The 20,008-nt window shown below is 66.6% G+C and carries 25 protein-coding genes; 11 read left to right on the plus strand and 14 right to left on the minus strand.

Features of this window, described 5'->3' with window-relative positions:
* Positions 1 to 102: 102 nt before the first annotated feature.
* From VH326_RS01585 to VH326_RS01595, 3 genes are all read right to left on the minus strand, one after another.
* On the minus strand, positions 103 to 1,149 hold the full coding sequence (locus VH326_RS01585) for a homocysteine S-methyltransferase family protein (protein ID WP_329630036.1): 1,047 nt from the start codon (positions 1,147 to 1,149) through the stop codon (positions 103 to 105).
* Between the two features lie 138 nt (positions 1,150 to 1,287).
* A complete protein-coding gene (gene metF / locus VH326_RS01590) occupies positions 1,288 to 2,229 on the minus strand; it encodes a methylenetetrahydrofolate reductase (protein WP_329630037.1) in 942 nt (313 codons plus the stop codon).
* A complete protein-coding gene (locus tag VH326_RS01595) occupies positions 2,226 to 3,188 on the minus strand; it encodes a metalloregulator ArsR/SmtB family transcription factor (protein WP_329630038.1) in 963 nt (320 codons plus the stop codon). The genes metF and VH326_RS01595 overlap by 4 nt, the downstream gene beginning before the upstream one ends.
* 104 nt (positions 3,189 to 3,292) lie before the next feature.
* Between VH326_RS01595 and VH326_RS01600 the strand changes: the two genes are divergently transcribed.
* The 3 genes from VH326_RS01600 to VH326_RS01610 are packed head-to-tail and all read left to right on the plus strand — an operon-like array spanning position 3,293 to position 4,697.
* Complete coding sequence (locus VH326_RS01600; RefSeq protein ID WP_329630039.1) at positions 3,293 to 3,565, plus strand: hypothetical protein; 273 nt, start codon at positions 3,293 to 3,295, stop codon at positions 3,563 to 3,565.
* Entirely contained in the window at positions 3,565 to 3,756 is a 192-nt protein-coding gene (locus VH326_RS01605; RefSeq protein WP_329630040.1) for a hypothetical protein, read from the plus strand. The genes VH326_RS01600 and VH326_RS01605 overlap by 1 nt, the downstream gene beginning before the upstream one ends.
* Positions 3,753 to 4,697 (plus strand): aldo/keto reductase, encoded by a 945-nt coding sequence (locus tag VH326_RS01610; protein WP_329630041.1) that lies wholly within the window; start codon positions 3,753 to 3,755, stop codon positions 4,695 to 4,697. The genes VH326_RS01605 and VH326_RS01610 overlap by 4 nt, the downstream gene beginning before the upstream one ends.
* 10 nt (positions 4,698 to 4,707) lie before the next feature.
* Here VH326_RS01610 and VH326_RS01615 read toward each other — a convergent pair whose 3' ends face one another.
* Entirely contained in the window at positions 4,708 to 4,926 is a 219-nt protein-coding gene (locus VH326_RS01615; RefSeq protein ID WP_329630042.1) for a hypothetical protein, read from the minus strand.
* A 161-nt stretch (positions 4,927 to 5,087) separates the two neighbouring features.
* On the opposite strand from VH326_RS01615, the gene VH326_RS01620 reads away from it, so the two are divergent.
* A complete protein-coding gene (locus VH326_RS01620) occupies positions 5,088 to 6,008 on the plus strand; it encodes an ABC transporter ATP-binding protein (RefSeq protein ID WP_329630043.1) in 921 nt (306 codons plus the stop codon).
* On the plus strand, positions 6,005 to 7,501 hold the full coding sequence (locus tag VH326_RS01625; protein WP_329630044.1) for an ABC transporter permease: 1,497 nt from the start codon (positions 6,005 to 6,007) through the stop codon (positions 7,499 to 7,501). Before VH326_RS01620 ends, VH326_RS01625 begins: the two co-directional genes overlap by 4 nt.
* Positions 7,502 to 7,739: 238 nt before the next feature.
* On the opposite strand, the gene VH326_RS01630 is transcribed toward VH326_RS01625, so the two are convergent.
* On the minus strand, positions 7,740 to 9,335 hold the full coding sequence (locus VH326_RS01630; RefSeq protein WP_329630174.1) for an isocitrate lyase: 1,596 nt from the start codon (positions 9,333 to 9,335) through the stop codon (positions 7,740 to 7,742).
* Between the two features lie 305 nt (positions 9,336 to 9,640).
* Here VH326_RS01630 and VH326_RS01635 point away from each other — a divergent pair, with 305 nt between their 5' ends.
* Both VH326_RS01635 and VH326_RS01640 read left to right on the plus strand, forming a co-directional pair.
* Positions 9,641 to 9,853 (plus strand): cold-shock protein, encoded by a 213-nt coding sequence (locus VH326_RS01635; protein WP_329630045.1) that lies wholly within the window; start codon positions 9,641 to 9,643, stop codon positions 9,851 to 9,853.
* A 70-nt stretch (positions 9,854 to 9,923) separates the two neighbouring features.
* Positions 9,924 to 10,145: a hypothetical protein gene (locus tag VH326_RS01640; protein ID WP_329630046.1), complete on the plus strand. Its 222-nt coding sequence runs from the start codon at positions 9,924 to 9,926 to the stop codon at positions 10,143 to 10,145.
* 2 nt (positions 10,146 to 10,147) lie between these two features.
* Here the strand turns inward: VH326_RS01640 and VH326_RS01645 are convergent, their stop codons facing one another.
* Positions 10,148 to 11,536 carry a helix-turn-helix domain-containing protein gene (locus VH326_RS01645; RefSeq protein WP_329630047.1) on the minus strand — a complete coding sequence of 463 codons (1,389 nt, stop codon included), beginning with the start codon at positions 11,534 to 11,536 and terminating at the stop codon, positions 10,148 to 10,150.
* Between the two features lie 162 nt (positions 11,537 to 11,698).
* Between VH326_RS01645 and VH326_RS01650 the strand changes: the two genes are divergently transcribed.
* Positions 11,699 to 11,854 (plus strand): hypothetical protein, encoded by a 156-nt coding sequence (locus VH326_RS01650; RefSeq protein ID WP_329630048.1) that lies wholly within the window; start codon positions 11,699 to 11,701, stop codon positions 11,852 to 11,854.
* Between the two features lie 36 nt (positions 11,855 to 11,890).
* Here the strand turns inward: VH326_RS01650 and VH326_RS01655 are convergent, their stop codons facing one another.
* The 3 genes from VH326_RS01655 to VH326_RS01665 are packed head-to-tail and all read right to left on the minus strand — an operon-like array spanning position 11,891 to position 13,327.
* The gene (locus VH326_RS01655) at positions 11,891 to 12,277 is read right to left on the minus strand and encodes a type II toxin-antitoxin system death-on-curing family toxin (protein ID WP_329630049.1); all 387 of its coding nucleotides are present in this window, start codon (positions 12,275 to 12,277) and stop codon (positions 11,891 to 11,893) included.
* 1 nt (position 12,278) lies between these two features.
* Positions 12,279 to 12,506, minus strand: coding sequence for an AbrB/MazE/SpoVT family DNA-binding domain-containing protein (locus VH326_RS01660; protein WP_329630050.1), 228 nt, complete (start codon positions 12,504 to 12,506; stop codon positions 12,279 to 12,281).
* 35 nt (positions 12,507 to 12,541) lie between these two features.
* Complete coding sequence (locus tag VH326_RS01665) at positions 12,542 to 13,327, minus strand: 3-hydroxybutyrate dehydrogenase (RefSeq protein WP_329630051.1); 786 nt, start codon at positions 13,325 to 13,327, stop codon at positions 12,542 to 12,544.
* A gap of 108 nt (positions 13,328 to 13,435) precedes the next feature.
* On the opposite strand from VH326_RS01665, the gene ypfJ reads away from it, so the two are divergent.
* Positions 13,436 to 14,362 (plus strand): KPN_02809 family neutral zinc metallopeptidase, encoded by a 927-nt coding sequence (gene ypfJ / locus VH326_RS01670; RefSeq protein WP_329630052.1) that lies wholly within the window; start codon positions 13,436 to 13,438, stop codon positions 14,360 to 14,362.
* On the opposite strand, the gene VH326_RS01675 is transcribed toward ypfJ, so the two are convergent.
* On the minus strand, positions 14,354 to 16,051 hold the full coding sequence (locus VH326_RS01675) for an ABC transporter ATP-binding protein (protein WP_329630053.1): 1,698 nt from the start codon (positions 16,049 to 16,051) through the stop codon (positions 14,354 to 14,356). The genes ypfJ and VH326_RS01675 overlap by 9 nt on opposite strands.
* Positions 16,052 to 16,183: 132 nt before the next feature.
* Here VH326_RS01675 and VH326_RS01680 point away from each other — a divergent pair, with 132 nt between their 5' ends.
* Together VH326_RS01680 and VH326_RS01685 are read left to right on the plus strand one after the other, a co-directional pair.
* The gene (locus tag VH326_RS01680; protein WP_329630054.1) at positions 16,184 to 16,408 is read left to right on the plus strand and encodes a hypothetical protein; all 225 of its coding nucleotides are present in this window, start codon (positions 16,184 to 16,186) and stop codon (positions 16,406 to 16,408) included.
* On the plus strand, positions 16,405 to 17,121 hold the full coding sequence (locus VH326_RS01685) for an ATP12 family chaperone protein (protein WP_329630055.1): 717 nt from the start codon (positions 16,405 to 16,407) through the stop codon (positions 17,119 to 17,121). Before VH326_RS01680 ends, VH326_RS01685 begins: the two co-directional genes overlap by 4 nt.
* Here VH326_RS01685 and gmk read toward each other — a convergent pair.
* The 4 genes from gmk to VH326_RS01705 all read right to left on the minus strand — a co-directional run bounded on the left by gmk (position 17,071) and on the right by VH326_RS01705 (position 20,005).
* Positions 17,071 to 17,727: a guanylate kinase gene (gene gmk / locus VH326_RS01690; RefSeq protein ID WP_329630056.1), complete on the minus strand. Its 657-nt coding sequence runs from the start codon at positions 17,725 to 17,727 to the stop codon at positions 17,071 to 17,073. The genes VH326_RS01685 and gmk overlap by 51 nt on opposite strands.
* Before the next feature lie 31 nt (positions 17,728 to 17,758).
* Positions 17,759 to 17,962, minus strand: coding sequence for a hypothetical protein (locus tag VH326_RS01695; protein ID WP_329630057.1), 204 nt, complete (start codon positions 17,960 to 17,962; stop codon positions 17,759 to 17,761).
* Between the two features lie 55 nt (positions 17,963 to 18,017).
* Complete coding sequence (gene fumC, locus VH326_RS01700) at positions 18,018 to 19,415, minus strand: class II fumarate hydratase (protein WP_329630058.1); 1,398 nt, start codon at positions 19,413 to 19,415, stop codon at positions 18,018 to 18,020.
* 113 nt (positions 19,416 to 19,528) lie between these two features.
* The gene (locus VH326_RS01705; protein WP_329630059.1) at positions 19,529 to 20,005 is read right to left on the minus strand and encodes an SspB family protein; all 477 of its coding nucleotides are present in this window, start codon (positions 20,003 to 20,005) and stop codon (positions 19,529 to 19,531) included.
* Positions 20,006 to 20,008 lie beyond the last annotated feature (3 nt).

The raw sequence follows: 20,008 nt of genomic DNA on the forward strand, positions 1-20,008 counted from the left end.
TCCCCTCCCTGCTTGCGGGAGGGGTCGGGGGAGGGCCTGTCTTGAGTCCAGCGCTAGGAGGACAGGCCCTCCCCTAGCCCCTCCCGCAAGCGGGAGGGGAATTTACGCCGCCATGAACATCGGCTCGAGCCCCGCCAACCGAGTCCGCACCGCCGGCGTGGGCATCTTGCGAGGCGCCAAGCCCTTCACCGCCTCGGCGATCGCCGCGATGTGCGCAGGCGTCGAACCGCAGCATCCGCCGAGCACGTTGACCTGGCCCGCCTGCGCCCATTCGCCGACCAGCGCGGCCGTCGTCGCCGGCGCCTCGTCATACGCGCCGAGCTCGTTGGGGAGCCCGGCATTGGGATAGACCATGATCAGCGTGTCGGCGATTTCGCTGAGCGTCTTGACGTGCGGGCGAAGCTGCTCAGCGCCGAACGAGCAATTGAGCCCGATCGTCAGCGGCCGTGCGTGGCGCACCGCGTGCCAGAACGCCTCGACCGTGTGCCCCGACAGGTTGCGCCCGCTGAGATCGGTCAGCGTCATCGACAGCATGATCGGCAAGTCGCGGCCGAGCGCCTGCCCCGCTTCGATCGCCGCCATGACGCCAGCCTTGGCGTTGAGCGTGTCGAACACGGTCTCGATCAGCACGAAATCGACCCCCCCCTCGACCAAAGCGTCGATCTGCTCGCGGTACACGTCCTTGAGATAATCGAAGTCGATCTCGCGGTAGCCTGGGTCGTTGACGTCAGGCGATAGCGACAGCGTCTTGTTGGTCGGGCCGATCGCGCCCGCCACGAAGCGCGGCCGGCCGTCCTTCGCTTCGAATTCGTCGGCGACGCACCGCGCCATCCGCGCGCTCTCCAGGTTGATCTCGCGGACCAATGCTTCCGCGCCGTAATCGGCCTGGCTGATGCGGTTGGCGGAGAAGGTGTTGGTCTCCGCGATGTCCGCGCCCGCTTCGAAATAGGCGCGGTGGATGCTCTCGGGCACCTCGGGCTTGGTCAGCGCAAGAATGTCGTTATTGCCCTTCTGATCGTGCGTCAGGCCGAGGTCGCCGGCGTAATCGGCCTCGGCGAGCTTCCAGTTCTGGATCTCGGTCCCGAACGCGCCGTCGGTGACCAGGATTCGCTTCTGCGCTTCCGTGAGCAGTCTTTCTCTAGCCGTCATGTCTCTTCTCAATCCTCCCCGCTTGCGGGGAGGGGAACCGCTCGCAGAGCGGTGGAGGGGGCTCTCCAGTTCGGTTCCGCTAGTGGAGAGCCCCCTCCACCAGCTTCGCTGGTCCCCATCCCCGTAAACGGGGAGGATCTACGCCGCCTCCGCCTTCGCCGCGCCTTTCGGTCGCAGCCCCAGCAGATGACAGATCGCGTAGCTGAGCTCGGCGCGGTTGAGCGTGTAGAAGTGGAAGTTGCGCACCCCGCCCGCATAGAGGCGCCGGCACAGCTCCGCGGCGATCGTCGCGGCGACCAGTTGGCGCGCGGCGGGATGGTCGTCGAGGCCTTCGAACAGATGCCCCATCCACGCTGGCACTTGCGTGCCGCACATCGCGGACATGCGCTGGACGCTGGCGAAGTTCATCACCGGCATGATCCCGGGCACGATCTCGGCGTCGATCCCGGCCGCGGCCACCGCGTCGCGATAGCGGAAGAAGGTCTCCGCCTCATGGAAGAACTGCGTGATCGCGCGGGTCGCGCCGGCGTCGAGCTTGCGCTTGAGATTGTCGATATCCGCCGCCGCATCGAGCGAGTCCGGGTGGCACTCCGGATAGGCCGCGACCGAAATCTCGAATGGGTGGAGCTTGCGCAGACCGGCGACCAAAGCGGCGGCGTTCTCATACCCGCCCGGATGCGTCGCATAGCGCTCGCCCGGGCGCGGGGAGTCGCCGCGCAGCGCGACGATATGCCGCACGCCCGCGTTCCAATATTCGTTCGCGACCGCATCGATCTCGTCCCTCGTCGCCTCGACGCAGGTGAGGTGCGCGGCGGCAGGAATGTCGGTCTCGCGAGCGATCCGCGCCACCGTCGCGTGGGTGCGCTCGCGCGTCGATCCGCCGGCGCCATAGGTCACCGAGACGAAGCGCGGGCCGAGCGGGCGGAGCGTCTGGAGCGACTCCCACAACGTCTCCTCCATCTTCTCGGTCTTGGGCGGGAAGAATTCGAACGACACTTGCGCGTCGCCCGCCACGTCGGCGAACAACGGCGTCGCCAGCGCGCGCCGCGCCTCCGCCATCTGCTTGACCGAAACCATCACGCCGCCTCCACGATACGCACGTTGGGCTCGCCGCTCTTGCGCGCCAGCCACAATTTCACCGTGAGCTCGCCGCCCTCGAGCGTCTCGATCCGCGCCGGGATCAGCCCCGCGGCATCGAACCAGCCGAGCATCTGTTCATCCGAAAAACCGAGCCGCGCATGCGCGTCGCGAGTCCGCAATTCCTCGCGCCCATGCGGCGCGAAGTCGGCGATCAGCAGCCGCCCGCCCGGCCCAAGCACGCGCGCCGCCTCGGCGATCGCGGCATCGGGGGTCTGCGCGAAATGGAGCACATGGTGCAGGATCGCGAGGTCGGCGGCCCCGCTGTCGAGCGGGAGCGCGTAGAGATCGGCCTGGCGCAATTCGGCATGGTCGAGGCCGCGCTCGCTCAGCTTGGCGCGCGCCAGCCGAAGCATTTCGGAGCTGCGGTCGACGCCGAGCGCGTGCGTCGCCTGACCACCGAACAATTCGATCATCCGCCCGGTGCCGGTGCCGATATCGACCAGCCGCTCGACCCCGCCCTCCCCCAGCACCTCGGCCATCGCTGCCTCGACCTGGCTCTCTGCAATATGGAGCGAGCGGATCGCGTCCCACTCGCCGGCATTCACCTCGAACCAGCCCGCCGCATGCGCCGCGCGGTCGGCGCGCACCGCCGCCAAGCGTGCCGCGTCGGCCTCCGCGCGGGCCTGTGCGCGGTCGCCTTCCCACGCGTCGAGCGCAGTGCATAACGGCGCCGTGACATCGGCGGCGCCCATCGCGACGAACACCCACGACCCTTCCTTGCGGCGCTCGACGATCCCGGCATCGGCCAATATCTTCACGTGGCGGCTGACGCGCGGCTGACTCTGCCCCAGCACTTGCGCCAGTTCGCCGACCGACAGCTCCATCGAGCGCACCAGCGCGACGATGCGGAGCCGAGTCGAATCGGCAAGCGCGCGGAAGATGTCGAGCGTGTTCGGCATGTCGCTTATAGATATAAAGATATCTTTATATGCCGTCAACGCGTTGCACGCGGAACCACCGCGCGATAGCGCAGTTGCCAGCCTCGACCTTCAGGAGATTTGCGATGAACAAGGCCTTGATCCCCGCGCTGATCGCGACGCTCGCGCTCGCGGCATGCAGCCACAAGGCGCAGGACGAGCTCGGCCAGGCCGGCAACACGATGTCCGCCGACGCCAATGCGACGATGGCCAAGGCCAGCCGCGACGTCGATGCCGCCGCCGACCAGGCGTTCGGCGCCGCCGAGAACAACATGGACAAGGTCGGCAACGTCGCCGCCGACGCCAAGGACAAGGCCGGCCAGGCGCTGAAGGACACCGGCAACGAGATCCAGGATTGATGCGCCTTCCCCTCGCCCTCACGGCGCTCGCACTGCTCGCGGCGTGCGGGCACAAGGACGATCCGGTCGGCGCCGCCTCCCCCGAGGAAGACCGCATGCTCAACGAAGCGGCGTCGAGCCTCGACGTGACGCCGGATAACGCAGCGATCGACAATACCGCCCAGCCCACCCCGCAAGGAAACGCACAATGACCGAAGTCCGCCGGCTGGGATCGAGCCATCTCAAGACGCCGCGCTTGTGCCTCGGCGGGAACGTGTTCGGCTGGACCGCCGACAAGGCGACCAGCTTCGCGATCCTCGACGCGTTCGCCGACGCCGGCGGGACGCTGGTCGACACCGCCGACGTCTATTCGGCGTGGGTGCCGGGGCACAAAGGCGGCGAGTCGGAGAGCGTGATCGGCGAATGGCTCAAGTCGAGCGGCAAGAAGGTCGGCGTCGCGACCAAGGTCGGCATGCTTCCCGGCGAGGGCGGCGAGAAGCTCGCCCCCGCGCGGATCGCGGCGGCGTGCGACGCGTCGCTCCAGCGGCTCGGGGTCGATCAGATCGCGCTCTATTACGCGCACCAGGACGACGAGGCGACGCCGCAAGAGGCGTATATGGAGGCGTTCGCCAAGCTGGTCGAAGCCGGCAAGGTCGCGACGCTCGGCGCGTCCAATTTCCACGCCGCGCGGCTCAAGTCAGCCAACGATATCGCACGCGCCGCCGGTGGCCCGCATTTCGAGGCGCTCCAGCCCGAATACAATCTCGTCACTCGTCACCGATTCGAGGGCGAGCTCCAAGATTATTGCGTGGAGCACAATATCGGCGTGCTCCCCTATTACGGGCTCGCCTCGGGGTTCCTGACGGGCAAGTACCGCTCGGCCCAGGATTTCGGAAAGAGCGTGCGCGGCGGGCGGATGCAGGCCTATCTCGACGGCAAGGGACCGGCGGTGCTCGCGGCGATGGACGAGGTGGCGGCCGAAACCGGGGCGACGCTCGCGCAGATCGCGCTTGCCTGGCTGGCCGCGCAGCCCGGGGTCACCGCCCCGATCGCAAGCGCGACCAGCGTCAAGCAGCTCGAGGAGTTGCTGCCGGCGATGGACCTCGACCTCACGCCAACGCAGCTCGAGAAGCTCGACGCCGCCGGCGCTTGAGCCTGGCGGTTCAGGTCTCGCCGTTCTTCTTGTCGATCTGATACGAAAGCCAGCGCAACAGCATGCCGGCGATCGATAACGCCATGCCGGCAATCAGGCACACCAGCGTCAGCGGGTGCTCCGACGCACTCTTCCACGCGACGGCACCGAGCAGAATGACGCTGACGGAGGAGATCAGATAGCCACTGGTTTTGACCGCATTCGCTCTGATCATGGCGATCAATCGCATGACGGGCGGGTCGTGTTCCAAACAACCTCTGTCGAGCTGCCGACGAACAAGGCGACGCGTAGAGGTCGCGCAGACTTTGCTGGCGCGCAAGTAGAGCTTTCCGGCTTGTGCCGTAACCACTTAACACACTAGACTGGCCCCGGGTTCGGAAGGGGAACGGCGTGACCGGCGTGCTTGAATTGACCGGCGTCACCAAAAGGTTCGGCGACGTGCTGGCGGTCGACGACCTCAGTTTCGCGGTGGCGCAGGGCGAGGTGTTCGGCTTCCTCGGCGGCAACGGGGCTGGCAAGACGACATCGCTCAGGATGGTGCTCGACATCATCCGCCCGACCAGCGGAAGAATCTCGGTGCTTGGCAAGCCGCCGGGGCGCGAGAATAGCGGCAGCATCGGCTTCCTGCCCGAGGAGCGCGGGCTGTACCGGTCGATGACGGCGCTCGACACGATCACCTATTTCGGGCGGCTCAAGGGGATGACCGCCGCCGACGCGCGGTCGCACGGCCGCGAATTGCTTGCGCGGTTTGGGCTGTCGGGCTCAGAAAAGACCTCGGTCGACAAGCTTTCGAAGGGCATGGCGCAAAAGGTCCAGCTCGCCACCGCGGTGGTCAATCGTCCCCAATTGCTGATCCTCGACGAGCCGTTCTCGGGGCTCGATCCGGTTAATCAGGGCTTGCTCGAGGAAGAGATCAAGCACGCGTCGCGTGACGGCGCGACCGTGGTGTTCTCGACTCACGTCATGCAGCACGCCGAGCGGTTGTGCGACCGGCTGTTGCTGCTCGCGCGCGGGCGCAAGCGCTTCGAGGGGTCGCAGGATGCGGCGCGCGCGACGCTGCCGGTGCGGCTGTCGGTGGTCGCGCGCTCATCGCCTATCGCGCTGGAGGGCGTCACTGCCGCGACCCCGTCGGGCGCCGCGCAGGACGGCTGGCAGGAATGGGATGTCCGGCTCGATCCCGGTGTCGATCCCGGCGACGTGCTGCAACGATGCAGCGAGGGCGGCATCGCTTTGCGCCGTTTCGAAACGCAGCGCGCGACGTTGCACGACGCGTTCATCCATATCGTCGGTCCTGAAGGGGAAACCGCATGATCCGGCACATCCTTCTCGTCGCTGCCCGCGAGTTCCGCCAGATCGCGATGACTCGCAGTTTCTGGATCACGCTGCTGATCCTACCGATCGCGCTCGCCGTCGGCCCGCTGACCCAGCGCTTCATGAGCAAGGACGAGCCCGACCGCGTGATGCTGATCGATCGCACCGGCGGGTCGACCGCGCAGGCGATCCAGCAACGCTTCGAACTCGATCATCAGCGCGACGTGCTTTCCGATTTGTCGCGCTACGTTCAGCGCTATCACCTCGACGCCGCGGCGCCGAATGCGTTGTGGAGCCAGCACGACCGTTGGTTCGCCGATAGCGATGTTGCGCGGTTCGTCGCGGAGGGCGGATTGCCCGCCGCCGAAGCCAAGCTCAAGCCCGCGACCCCGGCCGGAACCCCCGCCTACACCCCGCCCAAGGCGGATTACACGTTCCTGCCAGTGCCGCCCGATGTTGCCGGCGCTAGCGACGCAGCGATCGACGGCAAGCTGCAGGCGTTGCTTCACCCGACGGGCAAGGACACCAAGCCGCTCGACTATGCCGTGCTCATCCCTGCGGGATTCGGCGCCAGCCCAGTGGTGCGGCTTTGGGCGAACGGCGACCCGGCACCCGGTTTTATCGGCGTGCTCCAACCGGTGCTGACGCAGGAATTGCGGTCGCGCTATCTGCAGAGCAACGGCCTCTCGCCCGAAGCGGCTCGCGCCGCGGGAAGCATCGCGCCGGCGCTGTCGATCAGCTCGCCCCCGCCCGGCGGCGGCGCGCGCGAGCGTGTCCTGATCCGCTCGATCCTGCCGCTGGTGGCGGCCTACATGCTGATGATGAGTTTGATGCTGTCGGGCAGCTGGATGCTGCAGGGCACGGTCGAGGAACGGTCGAACAAATTGCTCGAAACCGTGCTCGCCTGCGTCAGCCCCGAGGAGCTCATGTACGGCAAGCTGGTCGGCACGGTCGGGATCGGCCTGTCGATGATCGCGGTGTGGATGCTGTGCGGGATCGGGGCGGGGTACGCGACGCAAGGGTCGATCGCCGACATGATCCGTCCGGCGCTCGAGCCGCTCAACTCGTTCGGCGTGATCGCGACGATGATCTATTTCTTCGTCGCGGGATATGTCGCGATCGCGATGTTCTTCCTCGCGATCGGCGCGATGAGCGATTCGATGCGTGACGCTCAGGGCTATCTGACGCCGGTGTTGATGGCGATCCTGATCCCCATCACCATCCTGATCCAGGCGGTCCTACGCGGCGGCGGCGGGATCGGGATCGAAGTGCTGACCTGGATCCCGATCTACACGCCGTTCGCGGTGCTGGCGCGGCTCGGCACCGGCATCGCGCAGTGGGAAGTGGTCGGCACCGGGCTTTTGCTGGCGGTGTTCATCGCGATCGAGCTGGTCCTGCTCGGGCGGCTGTTCCGGGCGAGTTTGTTGGCGACGGGACAGAAGGCGAGCCTGGCGATGGTCGTGCGCCGGATGCGGCGTCAGAGCGCGAGCTGAGCAAGAGGCTCAGATCTGATCCTTTCCGTTCGTGCTCCGGCGAAGGCCGGAGCCTGGGCGATCGACGGTCGACGCTTGCCAACGCTCCGGCCTGCGCCGGAGCACGGCCGGCGCGCAACTTGACTGAGACACGCTAGCCTTCGCGTCGCGGCAAAGCCGCGTCGTCGGACGGGAGCGGCTCGCCGCCCCGCCGGCCGGGCGTGTCCGTCTCGGGGGCAGCACCGCTGCCCCGTGCGGATCACGCCGCGAACTGATTCATCGTATTCTGCGCGCCGCCGGCCTTCAGCGCCGCCTCGCCCGCGAAATATTCCTTATGGTCGTCGCCGATGTCCGAGCCCGACATGTTCTGGTGCTTCACCGCGGCAATGCCCTGGCGGATTTCCTGCCGCTGGACGTTCTTGACGTACCCCAGCATCCCCTGCTCGCCGAAATATTCGCGCGCGAGGTTGTCGGTCGACAGCGCGGCCGTGTGATAGGTCGGCAATGTGATCAGGTGATGGAAGATGCCCGCGCGCCGCGACGCATCGGCCTGGAACGTGCGGATCCGCTCATCCGCTTCGGCGGCCAGTTCGGTGCCGTCATAGTCGACCGACATCAGCTTGGCGCGATCGTACGCCGAAACGTCCCTCCCCGCTTCCGCCCAGGCGTCGAACACCTGCTGGCGAAAATTGAGCGTCCAGTTGAAGCTGGGCGAATTGTTGTAGACCAGCTTCGCTGTCGGGTGGGCCGCGCGGATGCGGTCGACCATCGACGCGATCTGTTCGATGTGCGGCTTCTCCGTCTCGATCCACAGCAGGTCGGCGCCGTTGTCGAGGCTGGCGATGCAATCCATCACGCAGCGATCCGCCCCCGTCCCTTCGCGGAACTGGAACAGGTTCGACGCCAGCCGCTTGGGGCGCATCATCTTGCCGCCGCGGTTGAGAATGACGTCGCCGTTCTGTGCAGTCGCCGGATCGATCTCCTCGCAGTCGAGGAACGAATTGTATTGGTCGCCGAGGTCACCCGGCGCTTTCGACACCGCGATCTGCTTGGTCAGCCCGGCACCGAGCGAGTCGGTGCGGGTGACGATGATCCCGTCCTCGACGCCGAGTTCGAGAAAGGCGTAACGGCACGCGCGGACCTTCGCGAGAAAGTCTTCGTGCGGGACGGTGACCTTTCCGTCCTGGTGCCCGCATTGCTTCTCGTCACTGACCTGGTTCTCGATCTGCAGCGCACACGCCCCCGCCTCGATCATCTTCTTCGCCAGCAGATACGTCGCCTCGGCATTGCCGAACCCGGCGTCGATATCCGCGATCACCGGGACGACGTGCGTCTGGTGGTTCTCGATTGCGTGGAGGATGCGTTGCTCGGCAAGTTCGTCGCCCGCGTCGCGCGCCGCATCGAGATCGCGAAACATCCCGCCCAGCTCGCGCGCATCCGCCTGCCGCAGGAAGGTGTAGATCTCCTCGATCAGCGACGGGACGCTGGTCTTTTCGTGCATCGACTGGTCGGGCAGCGGCCCGAACTCGCTGCGCAACGCGGCAACCATCCAGCCCGACAGATAGAGGTAGCGGCGCTCGGTCGATCCGAAATGCTTTTTGATGCTGATCATCTTCTGCTGGCCGATGAAACCGTGCCAGCAGCCGAGCGACTGGGTGTAGTTGGCTGGGTCGGCATCGTATGCCGCCATGTCGCGGCGCATGATCGCCGCGGTATAGCGCGCGATGTCGAGCCCGGTCTGGAACCGGTTCTGCAGCCGCATCCGCGCGACCGCTTCCGCGCTGATCCCGTCCCAGGTGCCGCCATGGCTCGCGATGAGCTCGCCGGTTGAAGCGATCGATTGCTGGTAGGTCACGTGGACACCCTTCATTGTGTTGCAGGTGACGAATGTACGCAGGTTTACACATCAAGCAGCCGTACGAGCGCCTCCTAGGCGGGTCGCTATGTCGACAGCGCCGGTTCAAATCATGTCTGCGTGTAAGGTATTTTCAAACCACCCGATTTGCTATTTCGGCCCCGTGCGCGCATATAGGTCGCGCTACAGTCGCATATCGACGGTCTTCGGCGCTTTGCGGCTCCTTCCTCCTTCTTTCCCTGCTTCCCAAAGCACCGAGCCGGCCGGCATGCGGCTGGCTCGTCTGGAAACAAGGACGAACTACAATGGCAATCACCGGCACCGTGAAATTCTTCAACGCCGACAAGGGTTACGGCTTCATCTCGCCCGATGGCGGCGGGCAGGACGCGTTCGTGCACATCAGCGCGCTCGAAGCCGCTGGCATGGGCCCGCTCAACCAGAACGACCGAGTCAGCTACGACCTCGAAGCCGACAAGCGCGGCAAGCAGGCAGCGGCGAACCTCAAGCACGCCGAATAAAACGTTTCGCTGGGGCGGCGCGTTACCACGCGCCGCCCTTGTCCCTCTCTCCAACCCGAAGGAACCAGCGATGGCCGATACCCCCGAACTTTACCGCAACCGCGCCGCCATGGAGCGTGCAAATGCAGACGCTTCGTCGCTCGACAATGTGCGCGATCGTTGCGAGCGCGCCGCGCGCGCCTGGGAAGACATGGCCTCTCGGCTGGAACGCACCGCGGCACTGCGCATCGAGCGCGAAAATGCCAGCGCGGCCACGCACGAACGCATGCTCGTCTCCGCTGGCGAAGCCTAGCCTCAATCCCCCGCAAAGGTGAACGCGCTCAGGCCGCGTTCGCGCTCGTTGATCAGCAAAGCCCGGCCTGCCGGCGGCGCGCTGCGTTGCGGGCAGGCGGGCCGACGGCAAGCGCGGCAGCCTAGGCCGATCGGTGTCGCCTGCCCTTTGAGATCGATACCTCGCGCGGTGGCAAGGCTGCCCGCGAAATCGGCGGCGACGCCTAGCCCGATCGCGAATTCGGCGCGCACCACGCCGTAGGGGCGGCGCTGCGGCGTCACCGCGCGCGACAGCGTTAGCCACCGCGCGCCATCCTCAAGCTCGACCAGTTGCACCGCCAGCTGGGCCGGCCTGTCGAACGCGTGGTGCACGCGCCATAACGGGCAGCGCGAATCGCTCTCGGTCAGCGGCGACCCGCTCGCACCCGAAAACCGCTTCGATGCTTGTCCGGCACGGTCGATCCGCACGAGGAAGAACGGCAGCCCCCGCGCGCCGACTCGCTGCAACGTCGTCAGCCGGTGCGCGACTTGCTCGAACCCGGCGCCGAAGCGCGGCTGGAGCAATTCGAGATCGTATCCCGTCGCCTCGCACGCGCGCAGGAAGCGGGCATAGGGCATCATCACCGCGGCGGCGAAATAGCCGCTCAAATACCGGCGATAAAGGCGTTCCGACGCGCGATCGGCGAACCCCGCGCCCCTTACCAGCGCCTCGATCGCATCGCGCGCTTCGATCTGCGCGAGCTGGTACGCCGCGGCGAAGGTGCGGCTCGCCGGATCGAGCGTTTCGCTTAGCTGTAACTGGCGGGCATGGAGGTCGGTGCGACGCAGCAGGTCGGGCATCACGTCGACGGGCAAGATCCGGATGGTGAGCTGATGCTTGATGCGCAACCGCTCCGCGATCGCGCCGTAGAGGTCGCCGGCACCGAGCCGCAATTCGTCCGCCAGCGCCTCCGCGGCGGTGTCGAGGTCTGCATAATAGCCGCGCCAGCGCTCGATTTCGCGGCGAACCTCGGTCACCGGATCGGACGCCGTTTCGCCCGGCGCCACGCCGCCCACGCCAAGCCGGTCGAACACCCGCGCGAATGCCTCCGCGCCGCCAGGCGCCCCGGCGAGCCATTCCTCAACCTCGTTGCGGTCGATCTCGAGGTCGGCGAACATCGGATCGGCCAGCCGCCGCCGGACCGCCGCGGCGCCGCCTCCGGGCTCGCCGGCCGCCAGCGCGCGCGGATCGAAGTCGAACGTCTCGACGAGCTTGACGAGCAATGACGCCGACACCGGCCTCTGGTTCTTTTCGACGAGGTTGAGATAGGACGGGCTGATCGTCAGCATCTCCGCCATCGCCGCCTGAGTCAGCCCTTCGCGGCGGCGCAGTCGCCGGATCGCATGCCCCGCCAGCAACTTGCGCTCGGCCATCATCGCTCCTGTAAATATCTTACAGTATCACTGATCATACAGCTGGCGTTTGCACAACCCTACCCGTCATATCGCGCACTGTCTGAGCTTTTCGAAGGGGGTGCGCGTATCCCATTCGTCAATGAAGACGCTTCGATTAGCGACAATTGTAAAGGAACCGACATGCCCAACGAACCCCAGCGCGCTCGCGCCGTCTTCTCGACCGAGGATTTCGGGCTGATGAAGGAAGCGGTCGGCGCGTATGTCCGCCAGATCGCCGACGATCCGAAATCGGCGAAATTCTCCAACCTCTACCACCGCCTAGGCCGCGTCGGCTGACGCGGTCGGCCGCGATCACGGCGCCGGAGTTTCTTATTATGCGGGGACGACGTGATCGCGGAACCAGCCGGTCAGCGGCTCTACCGTCAGCTCGCCCGCTGCCAAGCCCAGGAACGTCGTCACCAATTCGACATCGTCGCAGTCGAGCACGAAGCCGTTGAGCACCAGAAAGGTTTCGCTCACCACCGCGGCGGTGCGCTTGTTGCCATCCACGAACGGATGATTGCGCGCGATCCCGAACGCATAGGCCGCAGCGAGATCAGCTATGTCGGGATCGCCGTACGCGACCAGATTGAGCGGCCGCGCCATCGCACTTTCCAGCATGTTGGGGTCGCGCACGCCCGACGCGCCGCCATGCTCGGCGAGTTGTTCGGCATGCGCGGCTAGCGCAACGCTGGTATCGACCCAGATCCACGTCTGCATTTCACTTGGCCAGCTCGCGCAGGGCGTTGCGCCGCCGCTTCATCACGTCACGCGCAACCCGCATCTGCTCTTCGAACCCGGCATCGTGGCGGCGAAGCTCGATGCCCTCGGGCGTATTGGTGATGCTGACCTCCTCCCCCAAAGCGACGCGCAACCGGGCGAGCACGTCCTTGGGCAGGATCACGCCGGTCGAGTTTCCGATCTTGATGAGCTTGAGCGGCTTGTTCATACAGATGTTATAACAGCCGCCGCCGCGATGATCAATCAGGCCGCGGTCCAGCCGCCGTCGACCGACAGATTGGCACCCGTGATCGCCTTCGCTTCGTCGCGGCACAGGAACAGCGCGAGCGCCGCGACCTGTTCGGGCGTCACGAATTCCTTGGTTGGCTGGGCGGCGAGCAGGACGTCGTTCATCACTTGCTCGCGGGTTAGGCCCCGCGCCTTCATCGTATCGGGGATCTGGTTTTCGACCAGCGGCGTCCAGACATAGCCGGGCGAGATGCAATTGGCGGTGATGCCGTGCGTCGCGACTTCGAGCGCCACCGATTTGGTCAACCCCGCGACCCCATGCTTGGCGGCGACATAGGCCGATTTGTTGGGGCTCGCGACCAGGCTGTGCGCCGAGGCGGTCGAAATGATCCGCCCCCAGCGCTTCGCCTTCATGTGCGGGATCGCGGCGTGCATCACATGGAACGCGCTCGACAGGTTGATCGCGATGATCGCGTCCCATTTGTCGGTCGGGAAGTCGTCGACCGGCGAGACGAACTGGATGCCGGCATTGTTGATGACGATGTCGGGGCCGCCCATCTCGTCGTGGCAACGCTCGACCATCGCCGCGATCTGGTCGGGCCTGGTCATGTCGGCGGAATCGTAGAGCGCAGCCGCCCCGCCCGTCTCGGCCAGCGCGGCGCGCTCGACTTCGATCGCGGCCGCGTCGCCGAAGCCGTTGATCATCACCGCCGCGCCCTCGGCCGCCAGCGCCTTGGCATAGGCAAGCCCGATGCCTGACGTGGAACCCGTGACGATCGCGCTCTTGCCCTTGAGGAACATGCCTGACTCCTGTGCGTAAGGATCGGCCAAGAGCGCAACCGGGGCTCGATTGCAACCTGTGGCGGTGCGGCGCATTTGATACGCACCGGCAACGAAGGGGATATCCAAATGCGGCTCGACGATTTCGACCCGAACATCAACGTCGAGGATCAGCGCGGATCGGGTGGCAGCGGGTTCGGGGGCTTTGGTGGCGGCGGTGGCGGCGGGTTGCTGTTCGCGTTCCTGCCGATGATCTTCAACCGCTTCGGCTGCTTCGGCGTGGCGATCGTGCTCGGACTGTTCCTGGTGTTCGGCGGCGGGCTCAACATGCTCGGCGGCGGCGGGCAGATGATCGGTGGGGGATCGGGCGCGCCCACCGCAGCGAGCCGGGCCGGCAGCGACACCAATTCGAGCTGCAACCTCGATGCCGGCAGCAAGGTCGCGTGCAACGCGTTCAGTTCGGCGGACAAGACCTGGGCAGCCTTGTTCGCGAAGGAAGGCCAGCGCTTCGAGGCGCCCAAGCTCGTCTTCTACAATGGCGAGGGCCAGTCGGGCTGCGGCGCGGCGCAGTCGGCGATGGGGCCGTTCTATTGCCCCAACGACCAAGGCATCTATCTCGACACCAGCTTCTTCAATGAACTGTCGCAGAAATTCGGCGCATCGGGCGATTTCGCGCAGGACTACGTCATCGCGCACGAATTCGGCCACCACATCCAGAACCTGCTGGGCATTTCGGATAAGGAATCGGCACTACAGCGCCGCTCCAGCGAGGTCGAAGGCAACCGCCTGTCGGTGATGCTCGAACTCCAGGCCGATTGCTTCGCGGGCGTATGGGCGGCGCAGAACCGCGACCGCATGGACCCGGGCGACCTCCAGGAAGGCATGACCGCCGCGCACGCGATCGGCGACGACACGCTTCAGCAGGAGACGCAGGGCCGCGTGGTGCCCGACAGCTTCACCCACGGCACGTCGCAGCAGCGCATGACCTGGCTCAGGCGGGGAATCGACACTGGCGACTATCGCCAGTGCGACACCTTCCAGGGCACCCTAGGCTAGGCTCGCTACGCCATCCTCGACCCGGATCAGCGACTCGCAGCGTCGGAGGCTCGATTCGCGGTGCGCGACGATCAGGATCGTCGGCCGCGGATCGAGCGTCGCGAGCCGATCGAGCAACGCCGCCTCCCCCGTCTCGTCGATCGCGTTGGTCGCCTCGTCGAGGATCAGCAGCCGCGGCCGGCGCAACAGCGCGCGGGCGATCGCGAGCCGCTGCCGCTCGCCGCCCGACAACAACGCGCCGCGCTCGCCGACGACGCTGTCGAGCCCACGCGGCATCCGCGCGACGATTTCGCTCGCCCCGGCCAGTGCGATCGCTTCGTGCATCGCCGGCTCGCCGATCGTGGAGTCGCCCCAATCCAAGTTCCGTCGCACGGTATCGTGGAACAGGAATCCGTCCTGCGGCACATAGGCGACCGCCCCGCCCCAGCCGCCGGCCAAGGGCTGGCCGCCAACCGTGACGCTCCCCGCCTGCGGCTCGAGCAGCCCGACGATGACGTCGATCAAGGTTGTCTTGCCGCCGCCGCTCGGCCCGGTGATCCCGGTGATCGACCCTTCCGCGATCGTCAGCGTCGCCGATCCCAACCCGCCGCCGTCCGAATGGTGATATGCCACGTGGTCGAGAGCGATCGCGCCCTTGGCCGGGGGGGCGCCGGCGGGCTCGGGCGCGGTGCCGAAGCTGCGCTCCGCCTCCTCGATCGAATCGAATGCGGGCAGGCCATAGGCGATGCTGGCCACCGCCTGCTGGATCCCCTGCAACGGTCCTACCATCCGCGCGAAGATCACCACGACGATGATCAGCCGCGACGGCGCGACACCGAGGAGGCCGACCCCGCCGAGCACGACGATCGCGAGCGCGATCGCCGAGCCGATCGAGAAGCCCAGCCGTGCGCGCGCCTGGCTGCGCTGGAACTGCATGCCCCAGCGGCGAGTCAAAGCCTGCGCCGCGGCGAATTCGGTGACGAAGCTATCGCGCGTTCGCTGGGCCGCCGCGATCTTGAGCCCGCCGAGGAAGCCCGCGGCGTTCGCCATCATCGCACGTCCCGCCTGGACGGTGTCGCGCCCGGTATCGAACGCGCGCTGCTGGGCGGTCGCTAGCACCACCGCGCCAATCGCCAGCGCGACCGCCGCAAGCAAGCCGAGCACCGGCGCCAGCGTCGCGATGACCACGACCAGAACCGCGACCGATATCGTTCCGACAATCACTTGCACGAGCTGCTGCGTCGCGGCGCCGACCCGTCCCATATCGACGCCGATCAAGGTCGTGACTCGCGAATGGTCGATCGCCGCGACTTTCGCCCAGGGCGCGACCGCGAGCGCGCGGAGGATGCGCAGCCGTTGCGTGTCGACGAATCGCAGCTGGAGCGATTGCAGCGTCATGTCGCGCGCGTAGAGCAGCAGCGCGCGCGCGATCATCAGCGCGACGAACGCGACGACCAGCAGCGCCAACAGCCGCGGGGGCGAGTCGAACCCGAACCGCGCGGCCGCCGTCCGAACCCAGCGCAACTCGCCATTTCCGGTGACGACCCCCAGGATCGGCACGAGCAGCAGGATCCCGGCGCCTTCGACGCTGGCGCCGATCAGCGCCAGCGCCAGCGCCAGCACGGCGCGGCGCGGCTGCGTGCGGATCAGCGTGCGCACCGCGGCCAGCGCGGCGCGTCCCGATCGCGAAGTCGACTGTTCCCCCGTCACGCGGTCCTGTTAGTGGCGGATCGAACCGCTGTCACCGGCGACACTAACGCCTCGCCGATAATCGCTACGAATCGTATCGTCGGTATGCGGGGCTTGCGGCCGCCGCCCCGCCGCATCATCTGGAGCCCCATGATGACCGACATGACACCGGCGCAATCGCGCAACCGCTTCTGGATCATCAATGCGTTCCGATTGCTCGGCACGGCCGGCGCGGTGTTCGGCGTGATCCTGGCCGCGCGCGCCGACCAGTGGCCGATCAAGCTGCTCGGCGGCGCGCTCGTGCTGTCCGCGATCTACATGGCGTGGACGATCCCCGCCGCGCTCGCACATCGCTGGCGAACGCCGACTCAGCCGTGAAGCGTTTCTGGCAGGAAGTCAGCGTCGATGCCGAGCGCGGCATTCGGCTTGACGGCAAACCGGTGCGCACGCCCGGGCGACTGCCGCTGGTGTTATCGACCGATGCGCTGGCGGCGGCGGTTGCCGACGAATGGCGCACGGTCGAGGGCGACATCGATTCGCGCCCGATGCCGCTGACCGGCCTCGCCAACGCCGCGATCGAGCGAGTCGCGGCCGACCCCGCGCTGTTCGCCGCCAACATCGCCGCTTATGCCGAGAGCGACCTGCTCTGCTACCGCGCCGCCGAACCGGCCGATCTGGTCGCGCGCCAGGCGGCGTTGTGGGACCCGCCGCTCGCCTGGGCGCGCGAGCGCTACGATGTGCATTTCGAACTCACGGCGGGCGTGATGCACGTGCCCCAACCAGACGCGACGATCGAGCGGCTGGCGGTGGCGGTCGCGGTGCGCGACGCGTTCACGCTCGCCCCGCTGTCGCCGATCGTGACGATTACCGGATCGCTCGTGCTCGGGCTCGCGCTTGCCGAGGCCGCAATGGATGCGGAGGCGGTGTGGACCGCCGCCAACCTCGACGAGGACTGGCAGGCCGAGCAATGGGGCGAGGATTATCTCGCCTTCCAGGCGCGCGAGACTCGACGCCGCGAATACGACGCGGCCGTGCGCTTCCTACATCTCGGGCAAGCGGCGGATGAAGCCGATCATCCCGCGCTGGCGTGATCGCTTGAGGCGCTCCGCGGTCAGGATCGTCTGGACGCACTCGTAGCAATCGTCGAGATCGTCGTTGACCAGGACGTAATCGTAGCCGTCCCAGTGGCTGACCTCCGACGACGCGCGATCCATGCGGCGGTCGATGATCTCCTGGCTGTCGGTCGCACGCTTTTCGAGCCGCGTGCGTAGCGTCTTCAGCCCCGGGGGCAGGATGAACACGCGCACGACATCGCCGCCGGCGAGCTGGAACAATTGCTGCGCGCCCTGCCAGTCGATGTCGAACAAAATGTCGCGGCCGTGCTCGAGGTCCTTGAACACCGTCTCGCGCGGCGTGCCGTAGCGTTCCTCGAACACCCGCGCCCATTCGAGGAACTGATCGTCCTCGACCATCTGCCGAAACTTTTCGGTGCTGACGAAATGATAGTCCTTGCCGTCCACTTCGCCCGCCCGGATCGGCCGAGTGGTGTACGACACCGACATCTTGAGCTTGTTGCGCTCTTCCTTAAGCAAGCGGTTGGCGATCGTCGACTTGCCCGCTCCCGAGGGCGAGGACAGCACGAACATCAGCCCGCGGCGCTTGAAGCTCTTGGGTTGCGACGAGCGATGATCGGCCATGCGCGCTAGTGGCGTGGCCGGGCGGTATGCGTCAAGCCGTTGCGGACGCCGATCCGAACTTGTTGAGCAGGTAGCGCGCGCCGAGTGCGGCGGCGCCGAGCACCATCGCGGCGGGCACGACCTTGCGCGCGACCTTCCACGTCGCGACGCCGGCAAGCGCGCCGAGCGTTCCGCCCTCGCCATCGCGACGGTCGATATTGCGGCCGATCGCGGCGGCGATGAGGTCACCAAGCATAGGAAACTCCCTGAGATTGTCCGGGTATCAAGCGTCGAACGCGCGGGAAGTTCCGTCAGCGTCCGATCATCGCCTCGGGCCGCACCACGCGATCGAAGGTCGCTTCGTCGACCAGGCCGAGTTCGACCCCGGCCTGCTTGAGCGTCAGCCCATGCTCGTGCGCGTGCTTGGCGATCTTGGCGGCGTTGTCATAGCCGATCTCCGGCGCGAGCGCGGTGACGAGCATCAACGACCGGTCAACCAGTTCGGCGATTCGCCGGCGGTCGGGTTCGAGACCATCGACGCAGCGCTCGGCGAAACCTTCCATCCCGATGCTCAACAGGTCGATCGAGCGCAGCACGTTCGCCCCGATCAACGGCTTGAACACGTTGAGCTCGAGATGCCCCTGCATCCCGCCGACGGTCACGGCCGTATGATTGCCGATCACTTGCGCGGCCACCATCGTCAGCATCTCGCACTGCGTCGGGTTGACCTTGCCCGGCATGATCGAGCTGCCCGGTTCGTTGGCGGGCAACGAAAGCTCGCCGATCCCGGAGCGTGGGCCGCTGCCCAACAGGCGGATGTCGTTGGCGATCTTGGTCAGCGCGACCGCCAGGCTGTTGAGGCGGCCGGAGAAATCAACCAGCGTGTCGTTCGACGCCAGCGCCTCGAACTTGTTGGGCGCGGTCTCGAACGCGAAGCCGGTCAGATCGCCGAGCGCCGCCGCCACTTCCTCGGCGAACCCTTTGGGGGCGTTGAGCCCGGTGCCGACCGCGGTGCCGCCCTGCGCGAGCTTCGACAGCCCGTGTTCGACTAACGGCACCAGCCGGGTCCGCACCAGCCGCAGTTGCGCGTAATAACCCGAAAATTCCTGACCCAGCGTGAGGGGCGTCGCGTCCTGCAGGTGTGTGCGGCCGATCTTGACGATGTCGTCCCACGCCTTCGCCTTGGCGAGCAACGCTTGCTCCAACCGCTCCATCGCCGGGATCAATCGCTTGGTCGCCGCCAGCACCGCCGCGACGTGGAGCGCGGTGGGGAAGCTGTCGTTCGACGATTGCGACATGTTGACATCGTCATTGGGATGCACCGGCGCCTTGCCGCCGCGCTTGCCGGTTAGCATCTCATTGGCGCGGCCGGCGATCACTTCGTTGACGTTCATGTTCGACTGGGTGCCCGACCCGGTCTGCCAGATGACGAGCGGGAACTGATCGTCGAGCTTGCCCGCCACGACTTCCTGAGCCGCCGCGTCGATCGCGTCCGCCTTTTCCGCCGACAGGCCATGCGAGCGATTCACCCGCGCCGCCGCTTGCTTGACCAAAGCAAGCGCATGGACGATCGCGATCGGCATCCGCTCGCGCTCGCCGAACGGGAAATTCTCGATCGAGCGCTGCGTCTGCGCGCCCCAATACGCTGGGGCGGGGACCTCGATCGGCCCCAGCGAGTCGGTTTCGGTGCGGGTTTGGTTTTCGCTCATCGCCCCACAACCTCCGTCATGCTGAACTTGTTTCAGCATCCACCGTGCCACGCGAACACATCGCCCGTGAAAAACATGGATCCTGAAACAAGTTCAGGATGACGGTCGCCGAGTCATTTCTTTCGCTTAAAATCCACGCTCACCACGTTGGACCCGTCATCGACTCGCTCGACCGCGTCGTTCTCGGCTTCGTCGTGCGGCTCGGGGCCTTCGGGCTCTTCCTGCGCCTGGAAGCGCAGCTCGAAATTGACCGCGGGATCGTGGAAGCCGGTGATCGCCGAATAGGGGATGTTGAGCGTCGACGGCACCTGGTTGAAGCTCAGCCCCACCGAAAACCGCTCGTCGCCGACGGTCAGGTCCCAATATTTGTTCTGGAGGACGATCGTCATCTCGTCCGGAAACCGCTCGATCAGCCGTTGCGGAATCTCGACCCCGGGTGCCTGAGTCTTGAACGTGATATAGAAATGATGGTCGCCGGGCAGCCCGCCGCCCGCCGCTACCGACCCCAGCACCCGCCCGACCACCGCGCGCAACGCCTCCTGGACGATCTCGTCATAGGGAATCAGGCTATCGGGCAGACCGTCGTTCATGCG

The sequence above is a fragment of the Sphingomonas sp. genome, from assembly GCF_036269755.1.
Classification (GTDB): Bacteria; Pseudomonadota; Alphaproteobacteria; order Sphingomonadales; family Sphingomonadaceae; genus Sphingomonas.

What these genes read in the sequence shown, in the direction of transcription:
- VH326_RS01585 (WP_329630036.1), bottom strand. Translation starts at nt 1,149, where the DNA reads ATGACGGCTAGAGAAAGACTGCTCACGGAAGCGCAGAAGCGAATCCTG.
- VH326_RS01595 (WP_329630038.1), bottom strand. Translation starts at nt 3,188, where the DNA reads ATGCCGAACACGCTCGACATCTTCCGCGCGCTTGCCGATTCGACTCGG.
- VH326_RS01600 (WP_329630039.1), top strand. Translation starts at nt 3,293, where the DNA reads ATGAACAAGGCCTTGATCCCCGCGCTGATCGCGACGCTCGCGCTCGCG.
- VH326_RS01605 (WP_329630040.1), top strand. Translation starts at nt 3,565, where the DNA reads ATGCGCCTTCCCCTCGCCCTCACGGCGCTCGCACTGCTCGCGGCGTGC.
- VH326_RS01610 (WP_329630041.1), top strand. Translation starts at nt 3,753, where the DNA reads ATGACCGAAGTCCGCCGGCTGGGATCGAGCCATCTCAAGACGCCGCGC.
- VH326_RS01615 (WP_329630042.1), bottom strand. Translation starts at nt 4,926, where the DNA reads ATGCGATTGATCGCCATGATCAGAGCGAATGCGGTCAAAACCAGTGGC.
- VH326_RS01625 (WP_329630044.1), top strand. Translation starts at nt 6,005, where the DNA reads ATGATCCGGCACATCCTTCTCGTCGCTGCCCGCGAGTTCCGCCAGATC.
- VH326_RS01635 (WP_329630045.1), top strand. Translation starts at nt 9,641, where the DNA reads ATGGCAATCACCGGCACCGTGAAATTCTTCAACGCCGACAAGGGTTAC.
- VH326_RS01640 (WP_329630046.1), top strand. Translation starts at nt 9,924, where the DNA reads ATGGCCGATACCCCCGAACTTTACCGCAACCGCGCCGCCATGGAGCGT.
- VH326_RS01645 (WP_329630047.1), bottom strand. Translation starts at nt 11,536, where the DNA reads ATGGCCGAGCGCAAGTTGCTGGCGGGGCATGCGATCCGGCGACTGCGC.
- VH326_RS01650 (WP_329630048.1), top strand. Translation starts at nt 11,699, where the DNA reads ATGCCCAACGAACCCCAGCGCGCTCGCGCCGTCTTCTCGACCGAGGAT.
- VH326_RS01655 (WP_329630049.1), bottom strand. Translation starts at nt 12,277, where the DNA reads ATGCAGACGTGGATCTGGGTCGATACCAGCGTTGCGCTAGCCGCGCAT.
- VH326_RS01660 (WP_329630050.1), bottom strand. Translation starts at nt 12,506, where the DNA reads ATGAACAAGCCGCTCAAGCTCATCAAGATCGGAAACTCGACCGGCGTG.
- VH326_RS01665 (WP_329630051.1), bottom strand. Translation starts at nt 13,327, where the DNA reads ATGTTCCTCAAGGGCAAGAGCGCGATCGTCACGGGTTCCACGTCAGGC.
- ypfJ (WP_329630052.1), top strand. Translation starts at nt 13,436, where the DNA reads ATGCGGCTCGACGATTTCGACCCGAACATCAACGTCGAGGATCAGCGC.
- VH326_RS01680 (WP_329630054.1), top strand. Translation starts at nt 16,184, where the DNA reads ATGACCGACATGACACCGGCGCAATCGCGCAACCGCTTCTGGATCATC.
- gmk (WP_329630056.1), bottom strand. Translation starts at nt 17,727, where the DNA reads ATGGCCGATCATCGCTCGTCGCAACCCAAGAGCTTCAAGCGCCGCGGG.
- VH326_RS01695 (WP_329630057.1), bottom strand. Translation starts at nt 17,962, where the DNA reads ATGCTTGGTGACCTCATCGCCGCCGCGATCGGCCGCAATATCGACCGT.
- fumC (WP_329630058.1), bottom strand. Translation starts at nt 19,415, where the DNA reads ATGAGCGAAAACCAAACCCGCACCGAAACCGACTCGCTGGGGCCGATC.
- VH326_RS01705 (WP_329630059.1), bottom strand. Translation starts at nt 20,005, where the DNA reads ATGAACGACGGTCTGCCCGATAGCCTGATTCCCTATGACGAGATCGTC.